Consider the following 24,951-nt stretch of genomic DNA (forward strand, 5'->3'; position numbering starts at 1 on the left):
ACAGAGGCGGACGCCGGCGCCGCGGGAGCGGCCGGAAGCGAATGCGAAGCCCTGCCCTAGTCGCCAGCGCCGCAGGCCGGTGGGTCTCGACGGCCGCGCTCGCGGCCGTGCTGAGTTTGCTCGCCGGCGCCGAGGCCGGCGCGGCAAGCAAGCCGCCCCTGTTCCTGCGCAGTTGCACCATCGAGCCGCCCGAGCAGACGCCTCTCTTCTCCGCCCCGACCTCCGCGCGCGCCGCGGCAGGCGACGAGACGGACGATGACGGGGACGACGACGACGATGACGATGACGACGACGACGCGCCGCGCGGTTTCATCTCTCCGGGCTCGAGCACCTGCATCGCCGTGTCCGGCACGGTCAATGCGGGGATTCAACGCGACGATTTCCGCGCCAACGCGTTGGCGCGCGCAACAGGGCTCGTGCCGCAGAGCGTCACCAGTTTCCCGCTGAGCACGACCTTTCGGATCGAGACCGGCCAGTCGCTGTCGAACGGCCTCTACCTGGCGAGCGCCTTCGAATTCTCGGTCGATACGAACAGCGAGGGCGGCAACGACCTCAGCATCGGCGAGATCAGCGTCACGCTCGGGGCCTTCACCTTCGGCGTGGCGGGATCGCGTTTCGATTTCTGGGCAGGGGACGAATTCGCCTTCATCGCGCGCATCCCGAGCCGAACCGTCTCCCTGATCGGCTATGAACGGCAATTGACCGAAGCCGTCAGCCTGTCGCTCTCCGCGGAAGGCGCTTCCGTCGATCAGAGCACGACGCTGCCGACGGCCGGAAAGCGCGTGCCGGACGGCGTCGCACGCCTGCTCTACGAGAGCGGTCCGCTGACCTTGCACGGGGCCGTCGCCCTGCGCGACGTGCCGAGCTTCGGCGGTTCCAGCCTCCTCGGCCGGGCGGCAATCCTCGGCCTGACCTGGGACGGAACGCTGCTGGAGCGGCCGCTGACGCTCACCGGCCAGATCGCTGAGGCGACCAATGCTGCGGCCTATATCGGCTCTCGGCTCGACCAGCGCACGGCGCTCCCGCTGATCGCCAGCGATATCACGACGCGCGGCTGGTCCGGCGTCGTCTCGATCGGCCGAGAGTGGACGGATGAATGGTCGAGCAACGCCTATGTCAGCCGCTACCGGCTTTCGGTCGCGCAATCCACCGGCTCCAGGGGCGAGATCCGAATCGACAGGCTCGCGGCGAATCTCGTCTGGGCTCCGGTCGATGGCCTGCGTCTCGGGCTCGAAGCCTCGCTCGCCTGGCAGCGTATCGACCTCGCTGCGCGCTCCCTCGCCGCGAACCTCAACGGGCGGCAGATGTCCGCCCAGCTGTTTATCGAGCGGAGCTTCTAGCGAGAATGGGGCCGGTCATCCTGAGCGGGAAAAGGCGGTTCTACTTTCTGTCGACTGTCGCCGCGCTGTCGCCGATGCTAGCGTTGCTCGAAGTTGGAGGTCCGGCCTTGATGCGCCTCGGAATCCTGGGATTTTCGGTTTCGTTGATTCTGCTGGCCGATGCCGCGATTGCTCAGCAAATCTACAGACGGGAACCCGCGAAAGGCTTGATCCCCGCCGGCCAAAAGGTCCTCGTCGACAATGGCAGGTGCCCCCCAGGGCAAATTCTCGAGCTGACCGGCGGCACGAACCCAGGCCTCAGGGCCCGGCATGGCCAGTCCACGGAGCGCGAGCGGCGCTGCATTCCGCGCGGCTGAGCAAAGCGGGGCAGCCGAGGAAGACGTCTAGCGCTGATTCAGGAATGCAATGAGGGAGTTCGCTGTGCTGAAACGATGCGTCACCGTGGTGTTCGTCCTTCTCGGACCGGTCGGTTGTGTCACGCAAGATACTGTCCCCGCCAAAAGGGCGGATGGGCCGGCCTACATGCAGCCAGGCGTTGGCGCGCCTGCACGTCAGACGGACATGTTCGGGAACGCCTTGCGTTAAGGGAGGAAGGGCCCATCTCGCCCGTGTCGCGGGCGCCTCCTGCCGAGCATGCGAGAGACCGCGCCGTTCTGACCCGGGGGCACGGCCGGCTCCTCGCGCCGTGAACTGGACGCCTCCGATGGCCGGCATAGGGCAGTCTCGATGGCAACGCGATCGCGCCGCCGAATTCGCCCGCCTGTTTGACGGCGGCAACGGCTCCGACACAGGCGCAGCCGCTTCCCCGTTCTTTGACAAAAGATCGCGTCGCCGCTGCGGGATGTTGCGCCCCGAGCGAAGGAGAGGTGCCGACGCTGTTCCGTTCGGCGGCGCTCACGGGGCCGACAAACGTGACTTGCGTTCCCCCGGAAACGGGCGCGTAGTGCGGCGGCCCGGTCGCACGGTCGACCTGGGAACCCGCGCAAGCGCAGACTAACGCCGCCAGGCGGAGGGAAGTGCTATGGACACTGGCAAGGGTACGCTCGTCCTACCGAACGGGCGAAGGCTCCCGCTCCTCTATAAATTCGGCGCCGACCAAGGCGATACGCGCACCGGGTACCTCCTGTGCGACACGTCCAAGGTCGACCCCGCGATACTCGGCAGCGGGATGCATGTGCTGTGCGACGATGGCACCGATTTGGTCATCGGCATGGTCCAATCTGGCGACCGATTTCACATCGTCACCGGACGGCCGGCGTGATCTGCGCTAGCGCATAGTGCTAGCGAACCCGATGCTCGCGGCTTACGAGATAGCGACAGATGCTCATCTCGAGTTCAGCTTTCTCGCGCTGTCTGGGAGAACCGTCGGCAGTGATCTCGATGCGACGCAGGCGTTCGAGGGCGTCGCGGAATTGTTCAGTCGTCTCGATGGGTGTCGCTGCCGGGAGTGTCGGAATGTCTATGGGTACAGGCATCGGCATCCTCCTTGCGAGGATACGTGGTCGGTCGTGTCTGCGAAGAAAGCCAAATAACAACGCCGGCTCGGCACTGGAGTTCCAACCTGCGCCCAGCCGCGACGTCCGCGGCGGTGCATCCTCGAGCCTTCTCGACCTCCGCTTCCCGGTCATGAGCCGGGGACGGAAATGACGCTTTCCAAACAGAGGTCGTGACATAAGAATTCGGCGTCACGCGCGGAATCGACCGGCGCCCCAATGAACAGACGTCGGACATAAGCCGGTTATGGATGTGCGAAAGCCCGCAGCAGGCACGGGACCGTTTGCGCCGCTCAAGAATGTCACTTTCCGAGCGATCTGGCTTGCCGGGCTGATCTCCGGATTGGGATGGCTGATCCAGACCATCGCCATGAGCTGGCTGATGGCCACGATCACGCCGTCCAGCATGATGGTCGCGCTGGTTCAGGCCGCGACGAACCTGCCAGCCTTCATTTTGTCGATTTTCGCCGGCGCCATCGTCGATAATTTCAATCGCCGCAAGGTGATGCTGATCGCACGGTCCCTGATGGCCCTGACCGCCGCCACGCTGACGGCCCTGGTCGCGGTCGGGCTGATCAACCCCTGGATCATTCTGTTCTTCAGCTTTCTCGCGGGATGCTGCATCGCCTTCAACGACCCTGCCTGGCAGGCATCGGTGGGCGATATCGTCGATCGAAAGGACCTCGCCGCGGCGGTGACGCTGACCTCCGTCGGGTTCAACACCGTGCGCAGCGTGGGGCCGGCGCTCGGCGGCATCATTCTCGCGACCTTCGGCCCCTTGACCGCTTTTTGCCTGTACACCCTCGGCCATTTCGCGCCGCTGATCGTGGTCTGGCGGTCGAAATGGAAAGTGCCGGTATCGCGGCTGCCGCCCGAAGCGATGCTGACGGCGATCTCCGATGGCTTGCGCTTCACCTCGCTGTCGGCGGAGATCAAGACCGCGCTCGCGCGCGGCTTCCTGTTCGGCCTTGCGGGCATCGCCATCCTCGCTCTTCTGCCGCTGGTGGTTCGCGATCAGCTGAAACAAGGCGCTGTCGCCTATGGCGTCCTCATGGCCGGCTTCGGCGCAGGGGCGCTGCTGGCGGGCCTGACCTCGACCGCACTCCGGCGAAGACTGTCGGATGAGCAGCTGTTGAAGCTGGCTTGCGTCGCCTGCGCGGCCTGCACGCTCAGCCTCTCGCTAACGCAAACTGCCGCCGTTGCCGTGCCTGCGCTGATGCTCGGCGGTGCCGGATGGGTCCTGGGATGGTCGGGCCTGAGCATCAGCGTGCAATGGGCGAGCCCCCGCTGGGTCGTCGGCCGGACGATCTCGCTCTACTACGCTCTCACCTCATGCGGGCTCGCCGTCGGGAGCTGGCTCTGGGGCATGGTCACCGAGAGCCATTCGCTGGGTTTCGCCTTGCAGGCGTCGACCGCGGCGTCTCTCGGCGTCGCCATTCTGGGTCTGGTCCTGCCCATCCATCAACGCAAGGACGCCGATGTGTCGACACCAGATCACTTCGAGGCGCCGGCGATCAGCCTCGACCTGAAGCCGAGAAGCGGACCGATCGCGGTGAAGATCGAATACCGGATCGCAGCCGATCAGGTCGAGCCGTTCCTCGCCCTGATGCTGCAGCGCCGGCGCGCCCAGGGGCGTAACGGCGCACGCCGATGGATCCTGACGCGCAATCTGCACGATACGGCCATCTGGACCGAGACGTTCCGCACGCCGACCTGGAACGACTATCTGCGCTTCAACTACCGCCAGACCGCCGCCGACAGGGCGCTGGATGCCAGGCTCGTCGATCTGCATATGGGGCATGAGGCGCCGGAAATGACGCTCGCGATCGAGCGGCCCACCGCGACGCCGCGCAAGGCCGGTGTCTTCTCGCCCGGCACGCATCACAGCTGAACATCGCACTTTTGCGCGCAATCGGTCAGTTCGGCCGTGCCACTGCGGCGGGATGCCTGCCTTGCCCCCTGCCCGATCCTGCAACGTTACGAATCCAGCACGAAATTAAAACAAAACTCGGGATATTAGCGACATGGAAAGAACTGCCGGAAAGAACAGGCGGCAGACCAGGTGCTAAAAGAGGTTGTTTTGGACGATCGTCTTTTTCGTGGGGCAGTGTGAACGACGTGCTGCCGCAGAAGAGCCCGCGCGGCCGACAGAATCTGTCCATTGTACGCTCGGTGACACTAGGCCTGATTGTGGCCTGGTTGGTGTTGGTGGCCAGCCTGGCTTGGTGGATGTCGCAGCAGACCGTGACAGGGCAGCTGGACAGCTTGGCAGCCAGCGCCGAATACGAGGCCAAAACCACCGCGCGCGTGATGGACAGGTTGTTCACCGAGATGGTCAGCATGGCCAATATGGTCGCGAGCCAGGCCCAGGTGATCCAACTCGCCACCCGCTATCGCACGGATCCACCCGGCGCTGCCGAGCTGACGCGTCAGCAGCGCGCCGCGCAATTCACACGCGACCCCTTGGTGCGCAAGGTCGGCGACTTCATGAACGCGCTGGCCACCGATCTACGCTATGCCCGCATTTACATGAACAACATGTCGGACGACACGGTGACGGCCAGCAACTGGGCCGAGCATGACAGCATCGTCGGCATGCTCTACTCGGGTCGGCGCTATCTCACCGACGCGTTGCGCAACGGTACGGGTTCTTCGTTCGGCATCGCCCGCCTGAACAAAACCCCGTCCTATTTCGTGGCCAGCCGCATCGACGACTCGAACGACGTGCCGCAGGGCTCGGTCACGGTGAAGTTCGACGCACCCGACGTAGCATTCTATCTGACAGGGCGGCACATCGCGCTAATCGTGAACCGCCAGGGTCGCGTGATCACCACGTCGTCGGCGCCCTTCATGCTGCGCAATGTGGCAGCCCTTCTGCCGCCAGGCACGGTGCTGCCGCCGGACGGCGAAGAAGACCCGGGCGATCCCATGGACGTGCGCACCATGGCCGACGCAACTCACGCCGACCAATGGCTCATCGACGGCAGGCCCTATCTGCTGCGGCGCCAGCCGCTGGCTGGCACACAGTACCAATTGTTCGCGCTGGCCTCGCTGGAGGAACTGGCGCCCATGCGCAGGCAGCATTTTTTGACGGCAGGGCTGGTGGCGGTGTTCGGCCTCATTCTCATCGTGCTCATCGGCCAGGCTGCCGGGCAGATGATGATGCGCCGCCTGGATGAACAATATGCGGCGAACTATGACGCGTTGACCGGCCTGCCGAACCGGCGCGCGATGTTGGCGGAGCTTGATCGGTTGTTCGCGCTGGCGAAACGGACGCAGCAATGGGTTCTGGTAGCGTTTATCGATCTGGATGGGTTTAAGACGATTAACGACACCTACGGACACGCGGTCGGTGACAAATTCCTGATCGAGGTGGGACAGCGCCTGTCGGTCGGCCTACGTGCGAGCGATATGCTGGGGCGGTTCGGGGGCGACGAATTTGTCGTGATAGGTTTGGTGGCGCCGCCCGGCCCCGACGCCCCCGATGAGGCCGTGAACGGGACGCGCAGTCGGCTGGCGCCACTGCTGATCGGCACCTATACCTTGGCCGGATGCAGTTTCGACTATCCGGGCGCAAGCTTCGGCATTGTCAGCGTCGATCCTTCCGTCAGCTCGCTGCAAACCGCGTTGAAGGAAGCGGATTGGCTGATGTATGCCGACAAACAGGTACGGCGAACGACATTGCAGGCATCAGAACCGGCCAAGTGACATAAGGTCTCCTTGGGCTCAAGCCGACTGTCCAACAACGCGGCTGTTCAGCGCGCTTCTGCCAAAGATCGCGGCGCACTACATCGACTTTATTGCATTTTTCGGAAAATTTTGGCTGGGGCGGGAGGATTCGAACCTCCGAATGGCGGTACCAAAAACCGCTGCCTTACCACTTGGCGACGCCCCAACGTGGCGCGCCTTCTAGACTGCGGCGGCGCGACGCGCAACTGCGCGCGATGCTCCTGGGACGTCCCCGAAAGAAATCCTCCACAACCCGCAAACAGCCTGTTGCGCCCGAGCCGCGCTCTGGCTATAAGCCGGCCACCAGTTGATCGGAGTGTGGCTCAGCCTGGTAGAGCACCTCGTTCGGGACGAGGGGGTCGCAGGTTCAAATCCTGCCACTCCGACCAAAATTTCCCGAGTTATTTCAAGCATTTAGAACATGGCCCTTCGGGGCCTTTTTCGTTCCCAGACAGAAATTCCGCGTGACCCAGCCCGATCCGACGCTGCTTCGATTGGTGCAGTCACTCGCCCGGCAAGCAGCTCGGGACGATCACGTGCGGGAGATGGCTCAAAAGAACGACCGTCCCAAATTTGAGTCGGCCGAGAAACATTGCAGGGGGTGATCAGCGCAATTGCGCCGACCGGAAGGCCCTCCAACGCCCCGATGCGGGCTCGTCGCGTTTGGTCAGCCTTTCGGCGGCTTCGGACAGCTGAGTTCGTCGGCTTCCTCACGCGGCGCGCCTATACGCAAAGTACCGACCTTCCGGAACTTCATCAGGCAATGCCAACGGCTCGAGCTTGTCATGCTCGAGCGCCCAACCGCTCACGATGATCGCCCCGGTCGTTGCCAATGCTGCGACATGGGCGGGCAACCAGGCAAAGGCGGCCGCGTCTTGCTCGGTTACGCCAACCGTGACGCCGACATGGATAAGCACCGCCGCCGCCCCATGCCGCTCCGCAAACGCCGGAAGCGTCTTTGCCATATCGCCGACGACGAGGAATTCTGCGGGCGGCATGGAAAACGGATTTGGCTTCGGCTCCAAGTCAAACACATGGATATCTCGGCCGGAAAGCAACTCCCGCAGATGGTCGTAGGTCCGCCCATTGCCGAGGCCTAGTTCCAGAGCGTGTCCTTCCCGGTCCCGGATCATAGCCACAGCCCAGTTCAAAACTGCTCGCTGCGCCTCGAGGCGGCGAATGAAGCCGTCCAGGCGGCTCATGAGCTTCCGTTCATCGAACGGCTCGCGGTGGTATCAGGTTGGCTAATTAGAGGTTCTACGAACCCGGCAGCAGAGGCAACCGCCAGATAGGGGGATGACGTCTTCGACTCTCGGCAACGGGCCGCGATCAATCGCCATGCGGTGCTGCGAAGAGTCTGAGCTAGGCGATCCGGAAAACGCTCGCCTCGTCAGCCTCCTCGCGCCGGCCCTTGAATGCAGCATGCCGCGACTTTCTGTCGTCTGCCCAGGCGCGGTAGGCGATCTCGGCGACCCGCGCCGGCACAATCGAACGCGCAATCTTGCGCTTACCACTCATCGCGGCAGTCGGCTTGTCGACGAGCTACTCGTCCATATGCTTTCGAAGCGCGGTAGTGCCGGCGTCAGTGAAGCCGGTGTCTCAGTCGCCGCCAAACCAAGCAATGGGCCGCTCTGGGCTGTCAAATGACATGGACGCGCCACAGCAAAGGAGCATGATCGCCAGCGCAGTTGTCTCCATGCCTCGTTTGGAAATGACCGCTTGCGGCGCGTGTTGATGCCGCCAAGGCGGAGACCTGTCATGCATACCGGAAAGGGCGTCTTGGTCCTGCGCGGCGGGCGCAGGATTCCCGTGGTTTACCGCTTCGGCAGCAATTGGGGCGATACGCGGGAGGGCTTCCTGGACTGCGACACCTCCGAAGTCGACGCCGGCGTCCTGCTCGATCGCCTGACGGTCATTTGCGACGATGGCACCAGCGTCGTTATCGCCGTCACGCATTCCAGCGACAGGTATCTGGCAGTCATCGGGCGGCTCGGAGGCCCTTGAATTCTGTGGTACCGGACGCGTGAAAAACCGGCCTGGCTCGGCTTCCACTTGCTAAGCGCGGTCACAATGGCATCGTCCACTGCCGTCGCCTGCTGAGACAACGCGGGAGCGCAGCTCGAGTCCTGCCGCTAGACGACGCGACATAGAACGGCCCGGCCCCGCCGAAGCGAGACCGGGCCAGATGACGGCCTTGCCATGAATGCCAGAGACGCGCTGACATCCAGATTGGGTGTCACTCGACGATGTGGACGACTCGCCGGCTGGACGGCTCCACCAGCACAACGTGGTTGTCGGTGTAGACATAGCGATACTTGCTGACGGTCGGGCCCCAGTCGGTCGGAGCAGCATGCAGCTCGACGTCGGCAGGCAAAGTCGCCCCGACCGTGACCTTTTCCTTGATCATAGTGGGCTTGACCTTCTCCTTGACGACATATTCCTTGATATGGGTCTGCTCGGGCTGACCGATGGTAATCTGGGCGCCCACCTGCGCAAAAGCCGCCGGGCTGACCCCAAGGGCCGATACGACGACCAATCCAAGAATTGAACGCTTCATGGCTCGTCCTCCAGTTGTGCGCCGAGCGGCGCAATGGACGAGGAACGTCGCGCGATCCGCACCTGTTCCATGCTGTTCCCTTTGGAAGGCCCAAAGCAAAAAAGTCTGCATAAGCGGGCGGACGGTACCGGGAATGAAGAAGAAAGGAGCCAGCACGGTGTGGGTGATGCCGGCCCCTTCAACGCCCGATGTCTTTGAAACGGGATCGCGCCGGCGCGTAACCGGGCAGTTCGTTCGATGTTCCTACGAAGCGGAGGGCGTCAACGAAACTTCACTCCTGCGGTATCGATCCAGCGCGCGCCTCGCCAATTCGTCTTCATCCTCGGCGAGGGCGACCAGACCTGCAACGATGTAGGCCAGCCTGGTTCGCTCTCCATCTCGAAGCGCATCGGGAATGGTCGATCTGACTTCGTTCCAAGCGGCTTCCAAAGCCGCCCGCGCCCTTGCGAGGTCGACTGGATCATTCAGCGATGAAAAAGGCATGCTCTCCTTCCTCTTACGTGGACACGACGCGACAATTTAGGAATGCCCCCCGCGGCCGCAATGGCAGCCGATGTTTGAAGTCCAAACCGCCGAAGCGAAGCCGGGCCTTGAAGAACGAAAACGAGCAACCATAAATTACCGCTCTGCGTCCGCCCGGCGGGCGCAGTTCCAGACCCATGTTGCTTCTAGGAGGATATGGCAATGGCACTGATGCCTTCCGATGAGTTTGAACGCCCGGTGGTCATTCTGGCTGGAGCCGGGATCCCGACAGCGATTTCATCGGCGATGGAGGCTTACATGTTCCTGGCCGACTGGCCCAAGAGTCGGCGAGACACCGCTTTCTCATTCGCAGCTAAGGCCTGCTTGGCTGCGGTCGGTGGCGAGATTGAACCTGAGACGGCGAGAGGGTTGTTTGCTTCATGGGCTGAGAAGCATGACATCCTCGCTCCGGATGTCGCGGCGTTCGCCAGCGGCAGGCGGCACGGCTCTCACGGCACCGCTTGAAGCGAACAGTGCCCCACCGGCCGAAGCCAGCGGGGCGAAGCTCGCATGAGTACTGGGGCATAGTGCGGCAACGCCTATGGCGCGTTCCGATCCCACGCGGCTCGGACGCGCGGTTCCCTGCCTATTTCCCCGATATGCTCGCCGCCTCCTCCAATCGCGGCATCAGATCCCAGATCCGGCGATTGAGCACATAGAGATCGCGGATCGTCTGGGCGATCTCTTCCAGCCGGGCATCGTCGACCGCCCGCCGGACGCCGAAGCGCAGATTGCCCCGGCTCTCCTCGACCTTCATGTGCTGCGTATGAGTGATCTCGCCATTGCCGTCGAGGACGAAGGTCGCGTGGCTGAGGTCGTTGCGCAGCCGGGTCGCGGCCGAGAACCTGTCGACGATCTCGGAAAGCTCGCCGCGGACGCGCTTGTCCGCGACCGCGACCTTGGCCAGGCGCTGAACCAGGTCGAGCCGCGCGCGCGTCGTGTTCAGCGTCGAGAACACGATCGCGGCCGCCTTCTCGTCGGTCCGCAGCAGCAGCATCAGCACGTAGATGAACAGGCTTTCGTTGTTGCTCCAGACAAGATTCAGATCGCCTATCAGGTTCATGAAGGCTAGCCTGCGCTCGGAGGAGCCCCGGGCGGCGACGGCGGCGAGCGCATCGAAATCCGGGTGGATGGGCAGGGCCGGTCGTCCCGGAGCGGGCTTGCGCATCGGTGTCCCCTCACGGCGAGGTTTCGGTTTCGGCGAGGCCGCCATGTTCGAGCTTCTGAAGATCCGCAAGGCCCGCCGCCTGTCCCGTGCCGCGATCGAGCCGTTCCTCCAGCGCGCCCCGGTGGGCAACCTGCCGTACCAGGCCGGCGACTGGCGACAGCCACAAATCATCGGCTTCCTCGCGACGCTTGTCACCCTGATGGCGCAGCGCCATTGCGGCCACATGCGCAGCCATGCGCTGGCCGCGGTGCAGGCCGATGTCCTGCATGGCGTCACCGGGATCGGCCCCGAGTTGATCGGCGAGGATATCTGCCTGCTCAGCAGCCGCGAGGACCCGGACTTCGCGGCGGGCGCGCGCGGCGCCGCCGCCTTCCTGGAAGCGATGCGGCCGCGCAGCGCCGTCGACGACCTCGGCGAGCCGCCATTGGCTGGCGATCCGACGCTCGTCAGGCTCTGGGAGGAACATGTCGATCACTGCCTCCAGCAGCGGGCGGCGGCCCGCTAGGACAGGCGCCGGCCCGCGGAGGCCCGGCCGGCGGGAAGCGTTGCGCCTGCCGCAACCAACCGCATCCGGAAGGCAGGACCCCGCGCACGCTCCGCCCGGGGGCCAGGTGGATTTCGATCGGGTTGAAACGCAGATGTCGCCATCGCGAGAGCAGCGAAGCAATCCAGGGGGATCGGTTGAGGTGTCCAGCGTCGTCCCCCTGGATTGCTTCGTCACCGCAGTCCTCGCGATGACGGTGCGAGCTGCGCGAAAATCGCTCTAGCGCAGCTCATCGTCGCCTCCGTCGCTGGTCATCTGGCATTCCGGCTCGTCTTCGAACAGGCCCAGTTCGAGCTGCTCCTCGATCGCGGCTTCGCCGGCCGCGGCGGACTGTTCGGGCGGTGCCGACAGCACCAGCCGATGGAGCGCGTCCAGGAACGCGGCATCGCCATCGGCATCGGCCAGCGGGCCGATCGCCTTGAGAAAGCGCTCGTAACGGGCCTTGAAGATGGCCTGCCCGGGTTCCGGCGGTTGCGGCTCGTCCGGCATCGGCGTGCGCACGACCTGCGTCAGCATGCGCTCGTCGGGCCCGCCATCGAAAGGCGTTCCCGCCGCCAGCCCCGCGGCGATCTTGGTCTTGAGATGCCAGGCGGTGCGGACCGAGACACCGAGGATCTGCCCCAGCTTCTGCGAACTCAGGCGATGCCCGCTCACCGTCAGCAGGTAGAGGCCCTGGAGCCAGACATGAAGCGGCACATGGCTGTTCTGGAAGATCGTTCCGTGCCGGACGCTGAAAGGCTTGCGGCAGGCATAGCATTTCCACGACCCGATCGGCGTGCTCAACCCGCTCAGACGTCCGAGCCGATGCGCCTCGCCACAATGCGGGCAGACCGGCCCCGCCCGCCAGATCAGCTTCTCCAGCGAGAGGAACGCGACTCGCTCGTCATGCATACGGACGGCATGAGTCATCAACCCACCTCCGACACAGCGGGAACACTACTCCTGGGTCGTTAAAATTCAATGCATCCTTAACGTAGGGTAAGAATTCAACACATTGACCGTTTTTACCCTCCATGGCTGTTTATAGGCACGAAGCGACATAAAGGGAAGAAAAAATACAACTCTCGCCTCGGATCACCTTTAAAATTGATCCAAAAACAAGAAAATATGCCTAGCGGAGACGCTACTCCGCCAAACAACGCTGGAAAACAGCCAATAATACGAAGTGTGATTAAACGCACACGATGACTATTGCCTGACGCACGGAATATGTCCGCACGCTCGACAACAACAAGAACAGAACAGAGCGCGGCAGGACAAAACCCAGCAGAGGAGCGACGCCAATGGGCTAACGATCATGGATTGCGGGGCAGTGCCCCGCATGAGGCGGATGGTCCACCGGAACGATGGACGGCCCCGCAAGGCAGACGAGACGCTCAACGCAACCGACATCGCTTGTGACCGGACGGCGCAGCGCAGAAGAGAGGCGCGTCCTGGGTAGCACGATGTCTCCTGAAAGAAGCAGGAGTTAATCATGCCACTTCCTACTCAGGCCCAGCTTCAGGGCCAGGCTGAACTGCAAGCTCAGTTGCAGGGTCAGGCCGAACTCCAGGGTCAGGCTCAGGGACAAGGCCAGGGACAGGGTCAGTCCTCCAACCAGGGCCAGAGTCAGGGCCAGGGTCAGTATGCCGGCCAGCTGGCGGCGCAGTCCGTCGACACCGATGTCTGGAACGCCAACGGCAACCTGAACGGCAATGGCAACCTGAACGGCAACGGCAATCTCAACGCCAACGGCAACATCAACGACAACGTCAACCACATCGACAACACGGTCGACAACGTCGTCAACAACAGCGTGAACGTCGATGTGACGGTCGATCTCTCGCTCGAGGGCTCGCTCAACAAGCCCGCCGATCCGGACGCCATCGATATCGACCAGATCTACGGGATCGAAGAATCGATCATCATGCCGGACGTGGTCTCGCAGGAGCTCCACAACGGCAACAACTTCAACATCGACCAGGTCAACAACCTGACCGACAACGACACGCTCTCCAGCCCGTCGGTGAGCTACACCGCCGGCGGCCTGTCCGACGCCTCCTGCTGGGATCTGTGTGGGCACGACGCCAACTCGGTCGGCGACTTCACCATGACGGCCAGCGCGGCCGGCGGCGCGGCGAGCGCCTCCATCGGCACGGTGGGCGGCGACGATGGCGACTTCGGCGGCACCGCGGCCTCCGCGGCGGCCAGCCTCACGCAGGAAGCCTTCACCCAGTCGATCGTGATGGGTGCCAACATCCAGTTCAACTCGATCGACCTGTCGATTGGCAGCACCGACGACGCGCTCTGATCCGAACCGGAGCCTAGCGACCGCGCGGGGCAAGCCCCCGCGCGGTTTCCGCTCCGAGCGCGTCGTCCCTCCCATGCGCGACCGCGCATGAAACCTTCACGTCCGGCGCGAGCCGGCGGCAGCGGAGGATTGTGCCATGCAGACAGGCGGCTTCACCGAGACCATCTGGCATTTCATCGGCTATTTCCACCTGTCGGATTCGGTCGCCCGGGCATCGGTCTATTACGAGGGCGACCCGGCCCCCCCCCTCCTGTCGGAGACCCATGAACCGGGGCACGAACCGCTTCGCGGACTCGCCTTCGACGAACTGGCTTCGGTGCCGACGCAGATCAGGGAAACCGCCGCGGCCGAGCCCCATGCCCCCACGGCGCATGTGCTGGCGCCTGCCGCGCTGAGCGTGCCGAACAAGATCGTGCCGGCCCTCCCACCGATTTCCAAGCCGGTTCCCCTGCCCCACGAGGCCGGGATCGGACTTCCCGGGACGACGCACGTCATCACGGTCGAATATGGCGAGGGCGGCAGCGAGAGCCTGGTGCAGATCCGGCAGATCAATCTCCAGACCGACCGCGATCTCGTCACCTCCGACGATATCCGCCACGCCGATGGCAGCCTCGTCATTCCCCCGGAACTGCATCTCGATGGGGTGTTGGCGACTGCGCTCGCGCAGGCCAATGCCGTCGCGCCGGACGGCGTTCCCGACATGAACACCGCACTCGGCTCCGGAACGACCGAGATCATCGAGCAGATTGCCGCCCGGGACGCTTTGTGGGCCGAGACCGGAAGCCCCTATGCCAACGGCAGCCTGCCCGCCCCGGTGCCGGAAGGGCGCATCGTCGACGGCGTCGTCGGCGCGCCGGAACCGAATGTCCCGGTGCTCACCGATTCCGCCCCCTGGCGCTCGGAGGCCTCGGTAAAGACCGTGGAAGCCGGGCAGACCGTGGAGGCCGAGCTCGACCTGACGAAGCCGACGGGCGGCGTCGCCACGCTCGCGGAAACCGGCCTCAACGTTCAGATCAACGCCGCCGCGATCCTCGACTACAACGAGGCCGCGGGCTCGATGATGGTCGGCGGCAACTATTTCTACAGTCGCGGCATCGTCCAGGCCAACGTCCTGGTCGACAACGACCATGTCGACGTCGCGGTTTCCGGCCAGCTGTCGCCGACGGTGCAGACCAGTGGCAACGAGGTCCACAACATCGCCGAGTTCATCACGCATCAGTCGACGATCGAGGTTCGCGGTGCGGCCGCCACGCCGCACTGGAACATCGACGTCGTCCAGGGCGACTTCTACGACGTGAAGTCGATCGTCCAGTTCAACGGCCTCGACGACAACGACAGGACTGTGCAGGCGGAATCGGGGACCTATTACAATCTGGGAACCGGCGCGAACCAGCAGCTCAACCTGGCTGAAGTCTCCGGCCTCGACCGGTACGACGTCATCATCATCGGCGGCGACTATCATCGCGCCAACTGGATCTACCAGTACAACGTCATGGTCGATCCGGATTATGCGACGCTCTACAGCACCGGTGACGCCGGCGACGACACCACCGTCACCACCGGCTTCAACAACCTGGTCAACCGGGCGACGATCGAAACCGTCGACGCGCCGGGTTTCAAGCCCATGCAGGACGCTCACCACGATCTGATGGGCCTCTTGGCCGGCGGTGCGACGGTGCTCCAGCCCAGTAGCGACTGGCAGCTTTATGGCGGCGCCTCGGGCACGCTGAAGATGCTCTACATCTCCGGCGACTATTACGACATCAACACCATCACGCAGGTGAACGTGATGGTCGATGGCGACCAGAGCATCCAGGCCAGCGCCGAGGCCGGGACCCGGCAAGGCGTCGCGGCGGGCGGCAACAGCGCCGTCAACGACGCCTATATCGGCGACCCCGGGCTGCTCTCGACCTCCAATTACCTCGGCGGCGCCGCCTATGAGGAAGCCATGCTGATCCAGGTCAACATCGTGACCGACAGCGACACCGTGACCATCCACGACACCACCACGCTGGTGCCGGAGCTCGTCGCCTTCGCGGAGAACGCCACGCAGCATGAGCCTGAGCCCGACTGCCGGCCGGCGCCCCTGCAGGACCCGGCACAGCACGACCATCTGACCTCGAACATCCTGGCCTGAGACCATAAGAAGAACACGGGGATGGGCATGAACAAGAAGAACGAAGCGCTGCCGGCCCCGCCCGCATCGGCTGAAACTGCACCGATGCGGAAACTCGTCATGCCGACCGCGGTCGGCCTGGCGAACGTCACGATCACCGGAATTGCCAACACCAACAGCCGTGTCGAGCTTCCCGCAGCCGAATCCGTGACCTCGGCTGCACCGCGGGCGGATGCCCGCGGCGACGGCCAACCCGCCCCGGACAACGTCGTCCTGCGCCCCAAATCCGACGAGGCCGGCTCCAAGCCCGGTCTCGACGGCGATAATGGTGGCCGGGGCAGACGAGGTGGCAGCGGCGGCGGCGGCGGTGGCGGGTCCGGGCGTGGTACACCGATCGAGCAGCGCCTGGGTGACCGCGACTTCAAGCAGGTGCTCGGTGCGGGGCTGGCCGGTGCTCGGCATAACCTGGTGATCGTGGCGTTGTTCTCGATCGTGGTGAACACGCTCGTGCTGGCCGTCCCGATCTATCTCTTCCAGATGTCGGACCGCGTGCTGACCAGCCGTAGCATCGACACGCTGATGATGCTTTCGGTCATCGTCATGCTGGCGATCGGTGCCCATGTCCTGCTCGACATGGTCCGCCGCTTCATCCTGATGCGGGTGGCCGTCGATGTCGAAAGCCGGCTCGGCGGCCCGGTCCTCGCCGCCGCCGCCAAGGCGGCCCAGACCGGCTCCAACCGCGAATTCCAGACGCTCGCCGATCTGCAGCAGATCCGCAGCTTCCTCACCGGTCCCGTGATCCTGACGATGCTCGATGCGCCGACCGCGCCGATCTATCTGCTCGCGGTCTTCCTGATCCATCCGCATCTCGGCTACATCGTCACCGTCGCGGCAGTCGTCCTGTTTGCGATCGCCTATCTCAACCAGCAGTTCACGGCGGTGCCCTTCGCGCGTTCCAGCGCCTTCTCGACCCGGGCCAATCTGCAATCGGAAGCGATGTCCCGCAACGCGCAGGTCATCAACGCCATGGGGATGATCCCCGAAGGCGTGCTGATGTGGGGGCGCGAGACGGCTGAATCGCTGAAGTCGCAGGTCAGCGCGCAGGATCGCAACATCCTGATGACCGGCGCTTCCAAGTTCTTCAGGCTCGGCACCCAGGTCGCGATGCTCGGCTGGGGCGCGATGCTCTCGCTCGAGGGCCAGCTGACCGGCGGCATGGTCGTGGCGTCGTCGGTGGTCGCTGGCCGCGCGCTGGCACCGCTCGAAGGCACGATCGAGGGCTGGCGCAACTTCATCCATGCCCGCGCCGCCTATCAACGAGTCAAGGCGCTGCTGCAGGCTTCGCCGCTCAATCTCGACCGGCTGAAGCTGCCGAGCCCGACCGGGCGCCTCGATGTCGAGCGCATTCTCTACGTGCCGCCTCCGACCAAGAAGGTCATCCTCAACGGCATCAGCTTCAGCCTGGAGCCGGGGGATTCGCTGGCCATCGTCGGCGCCTCGGGCTGCGGCAAGTCGACCCTGGCGCGCATGCTGGTCGGCTCGATCAACCCGACCGCCGGCACGGTGCGCCTCGACAAGATGGAGCAGCGCAACTGGGATCCGCGGCAGTTCGGCGAGAATGTCGGCTACCTGCCGCAGGACGTCCAGCTCTTCCCCGCCTCGATCAAGGCCAACATCGCCCGCATGCGCGAGGATGCCTCGGACGCGGATGTCTTCGAGGCGGCCGAGATCGCCGACATCCACGAGATGATCGCCCAGTTCGCCCATGGCTACGAGACCCAGATCGGCATCGACGGCGCGCCGCTTTCCGGCGGTCAGAAGCAACGGATCGGCCTGGCGCGCGCCTTCTTCGGCAATCCGCGGCTGGTCGTGCTCGACGAGCCGAACTCCAATCTCGACGCGCTGGGCGAGGCCGCGCTCGCCCGCGCCTTCGAACGGGCGAAGAACCGCGGCATGACCGTGGTCGCGGTCACGCAGCGCCCGGCCCTGCTCCGCAGCGTCGACAAGATCATGATGATCCGGGACGGCGCCGTGCAGGCCATCGGCGGGCGCGACGAGATCCTGCCCCTGATCGTCGGCCAGCGCAGCACCGATGGCGGCAGCCCGAGACTGCAGTGATCAAGACCCGGAGCCTACCCGGGCGTGAGGAGAAGGGAACGGGTCATGACGGGAGCACCGGTGGGACAGCCCTGGTATGCCGATGTGCCGCGCAGCACGCGCACGGCGACGCTCGGCGGGGTGGTCGTCGTCGCCGCGACGGTGATGGGCTTCGGCGTCTGGGGCAACACCGCCCCGATCGCCGGCGCGGTCATCGCGACCGGCGTTTTCGTCACGACCGGCCAGAACAAGACGATCCAGCATCTCGAAGGCGGGGTGATCCGCGAGATCCTCGTGCGCGAGGGCGACGTGGTCGCGCCCGGGCAGTCCCTCATCAAGCTGGATGACACCTCCGCGCGGGCCGAATTGCGCCGCCACGAGCTCAAGCTCTATCGGCTCGAGGCGATCGAGGCGCGACTGCGCGCCGAGATCGTCGGCCGGAGCGACTTCACCTTCCCCGCCCATCTGCTCGAGATGCGCGCCGATCCCGACATCGCCGCCCTGCTCACCTCGCAGCGCATCGCCTTCCGCGCCCGTCAGAACAACACCGCGAGCGAGATCGCCGCGCACCAGAAGACGATCGATGCGCTGGAGGAGAAGATCGCCGGCAGCCGCGTCCAGCTCGCCGGCGTCGAGCGGCAGTCGCAGTTGCTGAAGGAGGAGCTGGAAGGCAAGCAGGCGCTGCTGCAGCGCGGCTATATCCGCAAGCCGGAGGTGCTCTCGCTGCAGCGCCTGGCGGCGAACCTCTCCGGCGAGGCCGGCCGCATCGGCGGCGACATCGGCGATTCGCGTGAGCGGATCGCGCGCTCGATGGAGCAGATCGACGGCGTCCGCAAGAATGCGCAGAAGATCGCCTCGGACCAGCTCCAGGAGATCAATGCCGATCTCAACGACGTGCGCGAGCGCATCCACACGGTCAAGGGCATCCTCGATCGCGCCAGCATCAATGCCCCCGTCAAGGGCACGGTGGTCAAGCTGCGCTATCACACCGCCGGCGGCGTCATCGAACCCGGCAAGAACATCATGGAGATCGTCTCGCTCCAGGACGAGCTCATCATCGAGGCGCGCGTGCGCCCGCAGGACATCGACAAGATCAAGCACAGTCAGCTCGCCACGGTGCGGCTGACGGCGCTCAACCAGCGCACCACGCCGATGGTCACCGGGCGGGTCATCTACATCTCGGCCGACGCGCTGCCCGACGAGAAGCAGCGCGCCTATCCCGGCGTTCCTGACCTCTATGTCGTGCGCGCCCGCCTCGACCCGAAGAGCCTCGCCAACGTCCCGGACTTTCAGCCGACGGCCGGCATGCCCGCCGACGTCTACATCCAGACGGTGGAACGCACCTTCTTCGAATACCTGCTGCAGCCGCTGCGCGACAGCATGGCGCGGGCCTTCCGCGAAACCTGAGATCACACGATCGGCCGGCTTGCTCGCCCCTGCCGGTCACGAGGGCGGTTTCCCCGGAGCGAAAGCGCCGGGGAAACCGTCACCGCGCTGTCAAACGGCATGACTATTGCGTCGCCACCCGCAAGGAGACGCAGCATGCCCCGCCATTGGCCCAACGATGCGAAGGCGACGATCGCCCTGGTCGCCCTTTCGGCCGCCGGCATCCTGAGCTGGCTGGCAGGCGGCTTCTGAAGCGCGCCCCTGTCGCGCGGGCGCGATCCGCTCTACGGTGTCCGCGACACTGAATCGAACGGTTGGACCATGAAGCGCGTCATCCTCCTCGCCGGTATCCTTGGGCTCGCCCTGTCGCTCTCGGGCTGCGACAAATGCGGCAATTTCGGCCCGCTCTTTCCCAAGAGCTGCGGCGGCGAGGCGCCGCGCACCTGAACGCAGGCCCAGACGAAAAAGGCCGGGGCTTCCACCCAGGCCTTTTCATTTCGAGAGAGGGCTTCGCTCAGCCGCGCCGGCGGATCAGCGACCAGCCCGCGCCGGCGAAGCAGGCGACGAGCGCGACCTTCAGCGCTTCGCCGAGCAGGAAGGGCTGCACGCCGAAGGCGAAGGCCTTGCCGAGCCCGACGCCGCTGACGCCGCCGGCCATCTGCGCGCCGAAGGCGAGCCACAGGCAGCCGATCGCCAGCAAGACGAGATCGGCCAGCACCAGCCCGCCGACGAGGCGCACCAGCGAGGCGCCGCGCTCGGCCGCCCAGCCGGCGATTGCCGCCGCGAGCACGAAGCCGACGAGGAAGCCGCCGGTCGGGCCGACGAGATAGAGCGGGCCGGCAGCGACGGGCGGGGTATTGGTGAACACCGGCAGCCCGGCGAGGCCATAGGCGATGTAGAGCGCCATCGTCGCGGCGCCGAGGCGCGGGCCATAGGCCGCGCCGATCCCGAGGACGGCCAGCGTCTGGAGCGTCATCGGCACCGGCCAGAACGGCACCTTGATCTTGGCGGCCAGCACCATCAGCAGGCTGCCGGCAACGGCCAGGGCGACATTGCGCAGCGTGGCGGAGCGGCTGCCCGAGGCGGGAAGGAGCGTGCTCGCGAGCGTCGGGGCTTGCATGGGGATCATGTCGGCCATGGGCTTGTCGTCCTTTCCCGAAAAGGCCGCGCGACGCGGCCGCTTTTGCGTCTATAGGGAATGCCGCAAGCCCTCACAAGCGGAAGGGCCTTGCACGAATGGGCAGCCGGTTTCGCGGAATCGGCGCAGGCTTGTGACGAGGCGCAGATGGCCGACGAGATCGAATTCGACAGGACCGCGACGACACCGGCCGGCGAGGTCGCGACGCTCTCTCCGCTGGTCCGCCGCGTCATCGCCGGCAATGGCGGTCCGATGACCTTCACCGGCACCTGCACTTATATCGTCGGGCGCGGCACCGTGGCGATCATCGATCCTGGCCCGGACGATCCCGCCCATGTCGAGCGACTGCTCGCCGCCATCAGCGGTGAGACGGTGAGCCATATCGTCGTCACCCACACACATCGCGACCATTCCCCGGCGGTGCCGCTGCTCAAGGCGGCGACCGGCGCCCGGATCGTCGGCTGCGGGCCGCACCGCCCCTCGCGGCTGCTCGGCCCGGGCGAGGAGCGCGTCCTCGATGCTGCCGCCGACACCGGCTATTCGCCGGAAGAGCTGATGCACGACGGCGATGCCGTCACCGGGCCGGGATGGAGCCTCGCGGCCGTCGAGACCCCCGGCCACACCGCCAACCACCTCGCCTTCACCCTGGCGGAGGAGGACACGCTGTTCTCGGGCGATCATGTCATGGCCTGGTCGACATCGGTGGTCGCGCCGCCCGACGGCTCGATGGCCGCCTATATGGCCTCGATCGAGAAGCTGCGCGGGCTCGCCCATGCGCGCTACTGGCCGGGCCATGGCGGGCCGGTCACCGAGCCGCAGCGCTTCCTGCGCGGCCTCGTCCAGCATCGCCGCCAGCGCGAAGCCGCCGTCCTCAATCGCCTCGGGCAGGGCGACGAGACCATCGCCGCGATGGTTCCCGTGATCTATCAGGGCCTGGCCCCGGCGCTGCACGGAGCGGCCTCGCTCTCGGTGCTGGCCCAGCTCGAGGACCTGGTGGCGCGCGGCGCCGTCCAGGCCAGCGACCCCGTCCCCGCCCTGACGAGCCGCTATCGCCTCGCCTGAGCCGACCGGTCAGCGTGCCTCCATCAGCAGCTCGACCTCATCGGCGAAGGCCATGATGCGGGCCGCATTGGCGCCCAGGTCGTGGCTCCCCAGGCGCGAGGCCGAGCGGATGTCGATCCGGCTGCCGTCGACCCGCGGCCTGATCCGGATGGTAATGTCCTCCGAGAAGCGCAGGATGCGCCCGCGCGCCACCGCCTCGACGCGCCCTGCCCCGCTGCGTCCGCCCGGGCGCGTCGTCTCCAGCACCTGCCAGCCGAGGCCCGTCGCCGCTCGCCGCGCGAGGTTGAAGGCCGCGTCGGCCGGCACCTCGAGCAGGATCGGCACGACTTTGGGATAGGCCTGCCGTTGCAGGCGTCGGCGCTCGGAGGGGATGTCGGACGGCACCCGGCCGCTGCGTGCGGCGAGCGCGGCCTGCGAGCGGCTGAAGGCCGGCGGATCCTCGATATCGGTCGAGACGTCCGAAAGCGCTGGCTTCGTCACGAGCCGCACGGCGACATAGCCAGCCGGAACCAGCATGATCAGCGACAGCAGCATTGCGCCCGCGGCCATGCCCACGCCGCGATGGCCGGATTGCCAGATGCGGATGAAGGCGAGAAAGGCCAGCGCCAGCGCCGCCAGCACGATCACATAGGCGCCGGCGACCGGCGCCAGCCCCTCGATGCTCGGTTCCCGCAGGCGAACGAGAAGCAGCGACAGCGCCAGCACGGCCAGCGAGAACCAGGCCAGCCGCCGGCTCCAGATGGCGGCGCGCGAAACCGGTTCCTCGAAGACGAGACGGCGATGCATCGCTCTTAGGTGCCGTTCCAGCCGGCCGAAGGCAAGCGCGGACGCAGCGAAGCGCAATCTTAATCAAGTCGGCGATAGCTGGGCGGGAAGGGCACCGGCTGCGCCGGTCCGCCTCTTCGGCCTGCGTAATCGCCTTCCAGCCGTACGTCTCTTCTCCGAGCCCCGCCGTGAAATTCTTCCCCTCCTCGATCCAGAACTACCTCGTGGCCACCATGGCCTGCCTCTGCGTGCCCGGCATCGGCGCCCTTGCCTACATGGCGGAGCAATCCTTCATGGAAGTGCGGACCAATATGCGCCTGGCCGAGCTGGTGGAAGCCGACAAGGCGCTGCTCCTGACCGGCAACATGATCCGCACCGCCCGCGGCCAGGCCCAGACCAGCATCCAGGCGGTCGATGACCCTGCCCCGCTGCTGAAGCGGATCGAAGAGGCCAGCCGCACCCAGATCGCCGAGGCGATCGCCCAGCTGCGGGACACCGACCTGCCGAACCGCGAGGAGCTGATCGCCGGCATCCAGCAGGAGCAGAAGCTCACCGACGCCCGGATGGCCGATCTCCATGCCGAGGCCGCCAAGCCCAAGCCCCAGCGCAGCCTCGCCGCGACCATGCCCTGGTACAACGGCATCGGCGCCATCGAGGCCGCCATCGTCAAGGCCTCGGACGAAACCTCGAACGCGGCCCGGCTCGCCGACCCTGTGCTCGCCGACCTGCAGGCCTTCAAATCCGCGGGCTGGGACGTGCGCTCGCATTACGGCACGCAATGCTCGGTGCTGCGCCCGGCCTTCGGCTCGGGCAAGGCGCTCGATGCGGCGCAGCTGCGCCGGCTCGGCGAGCTGCGCGGCACGTCCAATGCCGCCAGGGATACCCTCAAGCAGCTCGCCTCGCGGCCGGGCGTCGGCAGCGATCTCGTCCGTAAGATCGGCGTCATGTCGGCCGAGGTCGAGGCCTCGAACCGCAGGATGGACGATCTGATCGGCAAGCTCGGCCAGAACGCCGAGCCCGTCATCGCGGCCGAGGACTGGACGAAGCAGTGCAACGCCCCGTTCGAGGCGATCGTGTCGGCCGTGACCCAGTCGCTCGACGACATGATCACGCGCACGGGCGAGAAGCTCACCCATGCCTGGATCAAGCTCGGCATCGTCGGCTCCCTCCTCGCCGCCCTGCTCGTGATCTGCGTCCTGAGCTGGCGCGGCGTGCAGCGGCGCATCGCCCGCCCGCTCGTCTCGCTGAAATCCGCGCTGGACGGCATGCAGAACGGAGATTTCGCGCAGGCGATCCCGCCGGCGCCCTCGCCTGACGAGATCGGCGCGCTCAGCCGCGCTCTCGAGACCTATCGCGAGAACGCGCTGGCTCTCGAGCAGAACCGTCGCGATCGCGAGCTCGCCATGCTGGCCGATGCCGAGCAGGCCGCCCATGTCCAGAAGCTGCTGGGCGAAGTGGCCGGCATCGTCGCGGCGGCCCGCGACGGCAATTTCTCCGGCCAGGCTCAGGTCGGCGACATGGAAGGGCCGCTCAAGGAACTCGTCGAGGGCATCAACGAGATCAACGTTGTTGTGGACACGGCGACGACGGAGTTTGCCGGGGCGCTGTCGGCGATTGCGGGCGGTGACCTGACGCGGCGGGTGGAGACCGGCTATCGCGGCCGCTTCGCCGATCTCAAGGGCGCGATCAACGAGACGGTCGACCGGCTCTCGGCGACGGTGGCGACGATCCAGACGACCTCGGCCGATGTCGGGCTGGCGGCGCGCGAGATCCATATGGGCGCCGACGACCTGTCGAAGCGCACCGAGGAGCAGGCCTCCTCGCTGGAGGAGACGGCGGCGACGACCGAGGAACTGGCGGCTTCGGTCAAGGCCTCGGCCCAGGCCTCGAAGGATGCCGCCCGGATCGCCGACGAGGCGATGCAGGCGGCCGAGAACGGCGGCGCCATCGCCGGCCAGGCGGTCGAGGCCATGGCCCGGATCGAGAGCGCCTCGCAGAAGATCTCCGACATCATCCGGGTGATCGACGACATCGCCTTCCAGACCAACCTGCTGGCGCTGAACGCGGCGGTCGAAGCGGCGCGCGCCGGCGAGGCCGGCAAGGGCTTCGCCGTGGTCGCCTCCGAGGTGCGCACGCTGGCGCAGCGCTCGGGCGAGGCGGCCAAGGACATTTCGGGGCTGATCTCCTCGTCGAATGCCGAGGTCGGCGAGGGCGTGAAGCTGGTGCGCCAGGCCGGCGACCAGCTCAGCCGGATCCTGGCGGCCTCGCAGAAGGTGGCGGCGACGATCGCCGACATCTCGGCCGCCTCGGGCGAGCAGGCCAACGGCATCGACGAGATGAGCCAGGCGGTGGCGCATCTCGACGAGATGACGCAGCAGAACGCGGCGCTGGCGGAGGAGAGCGCGGCCTCGGCCAATGCGCTGACCGGCCGGATCGGCCAGCTCAACGAACTGGTCGCGGCCTTCCGCACCGGCCGCGAGGCGGCCCAGGCCGCGCCGGTCGCGGCTGCGGGCTCGGCCTCCCCGCGCCCGGCCAAGCCTGCCCTGCGCTCGCTGACTCGCCCGGCGGCAGCGCCGGCCAGCGCCACGGCGGCCGCGGCCGACGGCTCCGAGCCGGAGCGGCTGCGCCAGCTCGCCCAAGCCGCCTTCGCCCAGTCCAAATCCGCCCCCGCCCCGCGCAAGGTCGCCAATGGCCGCGCCCAGGACGCCGGATGGGAAGAGTTCTGAGCTGGGCCCCGCTGCGCC

The 24,951-nt window shown here is 66.0% G+C and carries 22 protein-coding genes and 2 tRNA genes; 16 read left to right on the forward strand and 8 right to left on the reverse strand.

The genetic code is table 11. The features are described from left to right. Positions 1–41 precede the first annotated feature (41 nt). The 5 genes from B5Y19_RS03015 to B5Y19_RS03040 all read left to right on the forward strand — a co-directional run bounded on the left by B5Y19_RS03015 (position 42) and on the right by B5Y19_RS03040 (position 6,541). Positions 42–1,340 carry a porin gene (locus tag B5Y19_RS03015; RefSeq protein ID WP_055729381.1) on the forward strand — a complete coding sequence of 433 codons (1,299 nt, stop codon included), beginning with the start codon at positions 42–44 and terminating at the stop codon, positions 1,338–1,340. A 5-nt stretch (positions 1,341–1,345) separates the two neighbouring features. After that, positions 1,346–1,696 (forward strand): DUF6719 family protein, encoded by a 351-nt coding sequence (locus B5Y19_RS03020; protein WP_055729380.1) that lies wholly within the window; start codon positions 1,346–1,348, stop codon positions 1,694–1,696. 665 nt (positions 1,697–2,361) lie between these two features. Then, positions 2,362–2,601, forward strand: a complete 240-nt coding sequence (locus B5Y19_RS03030) for a hypothetical protein (RefSeq protein WP_055729378.1) — start codon at positions 2,362–2,364, stop codon at positions 2,599–2,601. A 479-nt stretch (positions 2,602–3,080) separates the two neighbouring features. After that, positions 3,081–4,724, forward strand: a complete 1,644-nt coding sequence (locus B5Y19_RS03035; protein ID WP_055729377.1) for an MFS transporter — start codon at positions 3,081–3,083, stop codon at positions 4,722–4,724. Between the two features lie 218 nt (positions 4,725–4,942). Next, positions 4,943–6,541: a sensor domain-containing diguanylate cyclase gene (locus B5Y19_RS03040; protein ID WP_210190112.1), complete on the forward strand. Its 1,599-nt coding sequence runs from the start codon at positions 4,943–4,945 to the stop codon at positions 6,539–6,541. A gap of 112 nt (positions 6,542–6,653) precedes the next feature. Here the strand turns inward: B5Y19_RS03040 and B5Y19_RS03045 are convergent. Then, a tRNA-Gln gene (locus B5Y19_RS03045) sits at positions 6,654–6,728 on the reverse strand. 146 nt (positions 6,729–6,874) lie between these two features. On the opposite strand from B5Y19_RS03045, the gene B5Y19_RS03050 reads away from it, so the two are divergent. Beyond that, positions 6,875–6,951: transfer RNA gene (locus B5Y19_RS03050), tRNA-Pro, on the forward strand. 321 nt (positions 6,952–7,272) lie between these two features. On the opposite strand, the gene B5Y19_RS03055 is transcribed toward B5Y19_RS03050, so the two are convergent. Continuing rightward, complete coding sequence (locus B5Y19_RS03055) at positions 7,273–7,764, reverse strand: class I SAM-dependent methyltransferase (protein WP_055729375.1); 492 nt, start codon at positions 7,762–7,764, stop codon at positions 7,273–7,275. A 160-nt stretch (positions 7,765–7,924) separates the two neighbouring features. After that, on the reverse strand, positions 7,925–8,080 hold the full coding sequence (locus B5Y19_RS25980) for a hypothetical protein (protein WP_176168544.1): 156 nt from the start codon (positions 8,078–8,080) through the stop codon (positions 7,925–7,927). Positions 8,081–8,320: 240 nt separating this feature from the next. Between B5Y19_RS25980 and B5Y19_RS03060 the strand changes: the two genes are divergently transcribed. Beyond that, positions 8,321–8,566, forward strand: coding sequence for a hypothetical protein (locus tag B5Y19_RS03060; protein ID WP_055729374.1), 246 nt, complete (start codon positions 8,321–8,323; stop codon positions 8,564–8,566). 232 nt (positions 8,567–8,798) lie between these two features. Here B5Y19_RS03060 and B5Y19_RS03065 read toward each other — a convergent pair whose 3' ends face one another. Next, positions 8,799–9,119, reverse strand: a complete 321-nt coding sequence (locus B5Y19_RS03065; RefSeq protein ID WP_176168545.1) for a DUF1236 domain-containing protein — start codon at positions 9,117–9,119, stop codon at positions 8,799–8,801. Positions 9,120–9,812: 693 nt separating this feature from the next. On the opposite strand from B5Y19_RS03065, the gene B5Y19_RS03070 reads away from it, so the two are divergent. After that, positions 9,813–10,106, forward strand: a complete 294-nt coding sequence (locus tag B5Y19_RS03070) for a DUF982 domain-containing protein (RefSeq protein ID WP_079591094.1) — start codon at positions 9,813–9,815, stop codon at positions 10,104–10,106. A gap of 121 nt (positions 10,107–10,227) precedes the next feature. Here B5Y19_RS03070 and B5Y19_RS03075 read toward each other — a convergent pair whose 3' ends face one another. Further along, positions 10,228–10,809: a hypothetical protein gene (locus B5Y19_RS03075; RefSeq protein WP_055729372.1), complete on the reverse strand. Its 582-nt coding sequence runs from the start codon at positions 10,807–10,809 to the stop codon at positions 10,228–10,230. Positions 10,810–10,852: 43 nt separating this feature from the next. Between B5Y19_RS03075 and B5Y19_RS03080 the strand changes: the two genes are divergently transcribed. Then, positions 10,853–11,314 (forward strand): hypothetical protein, encoded by a 462-nt coding sequence (locus B5Y19_RS03080; protein WP_055729371.1) that lies wholly within the window; start codon positions 10,853–10,855, stop codon positions 11,312–11,314. A 258-nt stretch (positions 11,315–11,572) separates the two neighbouring features. Here the strand turns inward: B5Y19_RS03080 and B5Y19_RS03085 are convergent, their stop codons facing one another. Further along, positions 11,573–12,262 carry a transposase gene (locus B5Y19_RS03085; protein WP_079591065.1) on the reverse strand — a complete coding sequence of 230 codons (690 nt, stop codon included), beginning with the start codon at positions 12,260–12,262 and terminating at the stop codon, positions 11,573–11,575. A 565-nt stretch (positions 12,263–12,827) separates the two neighbouring features. Between B5Y19_RS03085 and B5Y19_RS03090 the strand changes: the two genes are divergently transcribed. From B5Y19_RS03090 to B5Y19_RS26580, 5 genes are all read left to right on the forward strand, one after another. Further along, complete coding sequence (locus B5Y19_RS03090; protein ID WP_079591066.1) at positions 12,828–13,643, forward strand: hypothetical protein; 816 nt, start codon at positions 12,828–12,830, stop codon at positions 13,641–13,643. 136 nt (positions 13,644–13,779) lie between these two features. Then, positions 13,780–15,780, forward strand: a complete 2,001-nt coding sequence (locus B5Y19_RS03095) for an autotransporter outer membrane beta-barrel domain-containing protein (protein ID WP_055729368.1) — start codon at positions 13,780–13,782, stop codon at positions 15,778–15,780. A 27-nt stretch (positions 15,781–15,807) separates the two neighbouring features. Continuing rightward, positions 15,808–17,877: a type I secretion system permease/ATPase gene (locus B5Y19_RS03100; RefSeq protein ID WP_079591095.1), complete on the forward strand. Its 2,070-nt coding sequence runs from the start codon at positions 15,808–15,810 to the stop codon at positions 17,875–17,877. Positions 17,878–17,922: 45 nt separating this feature from the next. Further along, positions 17,923–19,263, forward strand: a complete 1,341-nt coding sequence (locus B5Y19_RS03105; protein ID WP_079591067.1) for an HlyD family type I secretion periplasmic adaptor subunit — start codon at positions 17,923–17,925, stop codon at positions 19,261–19,263. A gap of 300 nt (positions 19,264–19,563) precedes the next feature. Next, positions 19,564–19,689, forward strand: coding sequence for a hypothetical protein (locus B5Y19_RS26580; protein WP_280174375.1), 126 nt, complete (start codon positions 19,564–19,566; stop codon positions 19,687–19,689). A gap of 67 nt (positions 19,690–19,756) precedes the next feature. Here B5Y19_RS26580 and B5Y19_RS03110 read toward each other — a convergent pair whose 3' ends face one another. Then, the gene (locus B5Y19_RS03110; RefSeq protein WP_244555457.1) at positions 19,757–20,380 is read right to left on the reverse strand and encodes a biotin transporter BioY; all 624 of its coding nucleotides are present in this window, start codon (positions 20,378–20,380) and stop codon (positions 19,757–19,759) included. Positions 20,381–20,527: 147 nt separating this feature from the next. Here B5Y19_RS03110 and B5Y19_RS03115 point away from each other — a divergent pair, with 147 nt between their 5' ends. Continuing rightward, positions 20,528–21,442: an MBL fold metallo-hydrolase gene (locus tag B5Y19_RS03115; protein WP_055729483.1), complete on the forward strand. Its 915-nt coding sequence runs from the start codon at positions 20,528–20,530 to the stop codon at positions 21,440–21,442. A gap of 9 nt (positions 21,443–21,451) precedes the next feature. Here the strand turns inward: B5Y19_RS03115 and B5Y19_RS03120 are convergent, their stop codons facing one another. Next, positions 21,452–22,228 carry a DUF1499 domain-containing protein gene (locus B5Y19_RS03120; RefSeq protein ID WP_055729367.1) on the reverse strand — a complete coding sequence of 259 codons (777 nt, stop codon included), beginning with the start codon at positions 22,226–22,228 and terminating at the stop codon, positions 21,452–21,454. Positions 22,229–22,395: 167 nt separating this feature from the next. Between B5Y19_RS03120 and B5Y19_RS26585 the strand changes: the two genes are divergently transcribed. Continuing rightward, complete coding sequence (locus B5Y19_RS26585) at positions 22,396–24,933, forward strand: methyl-accepting chemotaxis protein (RefSeq protein WP_079591068.1); 2,538 nt, start codon at positions 22,396–22,398, stop codon at positions 24,931–24,933. The last annotated feature ends 18 nt before the right edge of the window (positions 24,934–24,951 follow it).

Source organism: Allobosea thiooxidans (genome assembly GCF_900168195.1).
In the GTDB taxonomy this organism is placed as follows: domain Bacteria; phylum Pseudomonadota; class Alphaproteobacteria; order Rhizobiales; family Beijerinckiaceae; genus Allobosea; species Allobosea thiooxidans.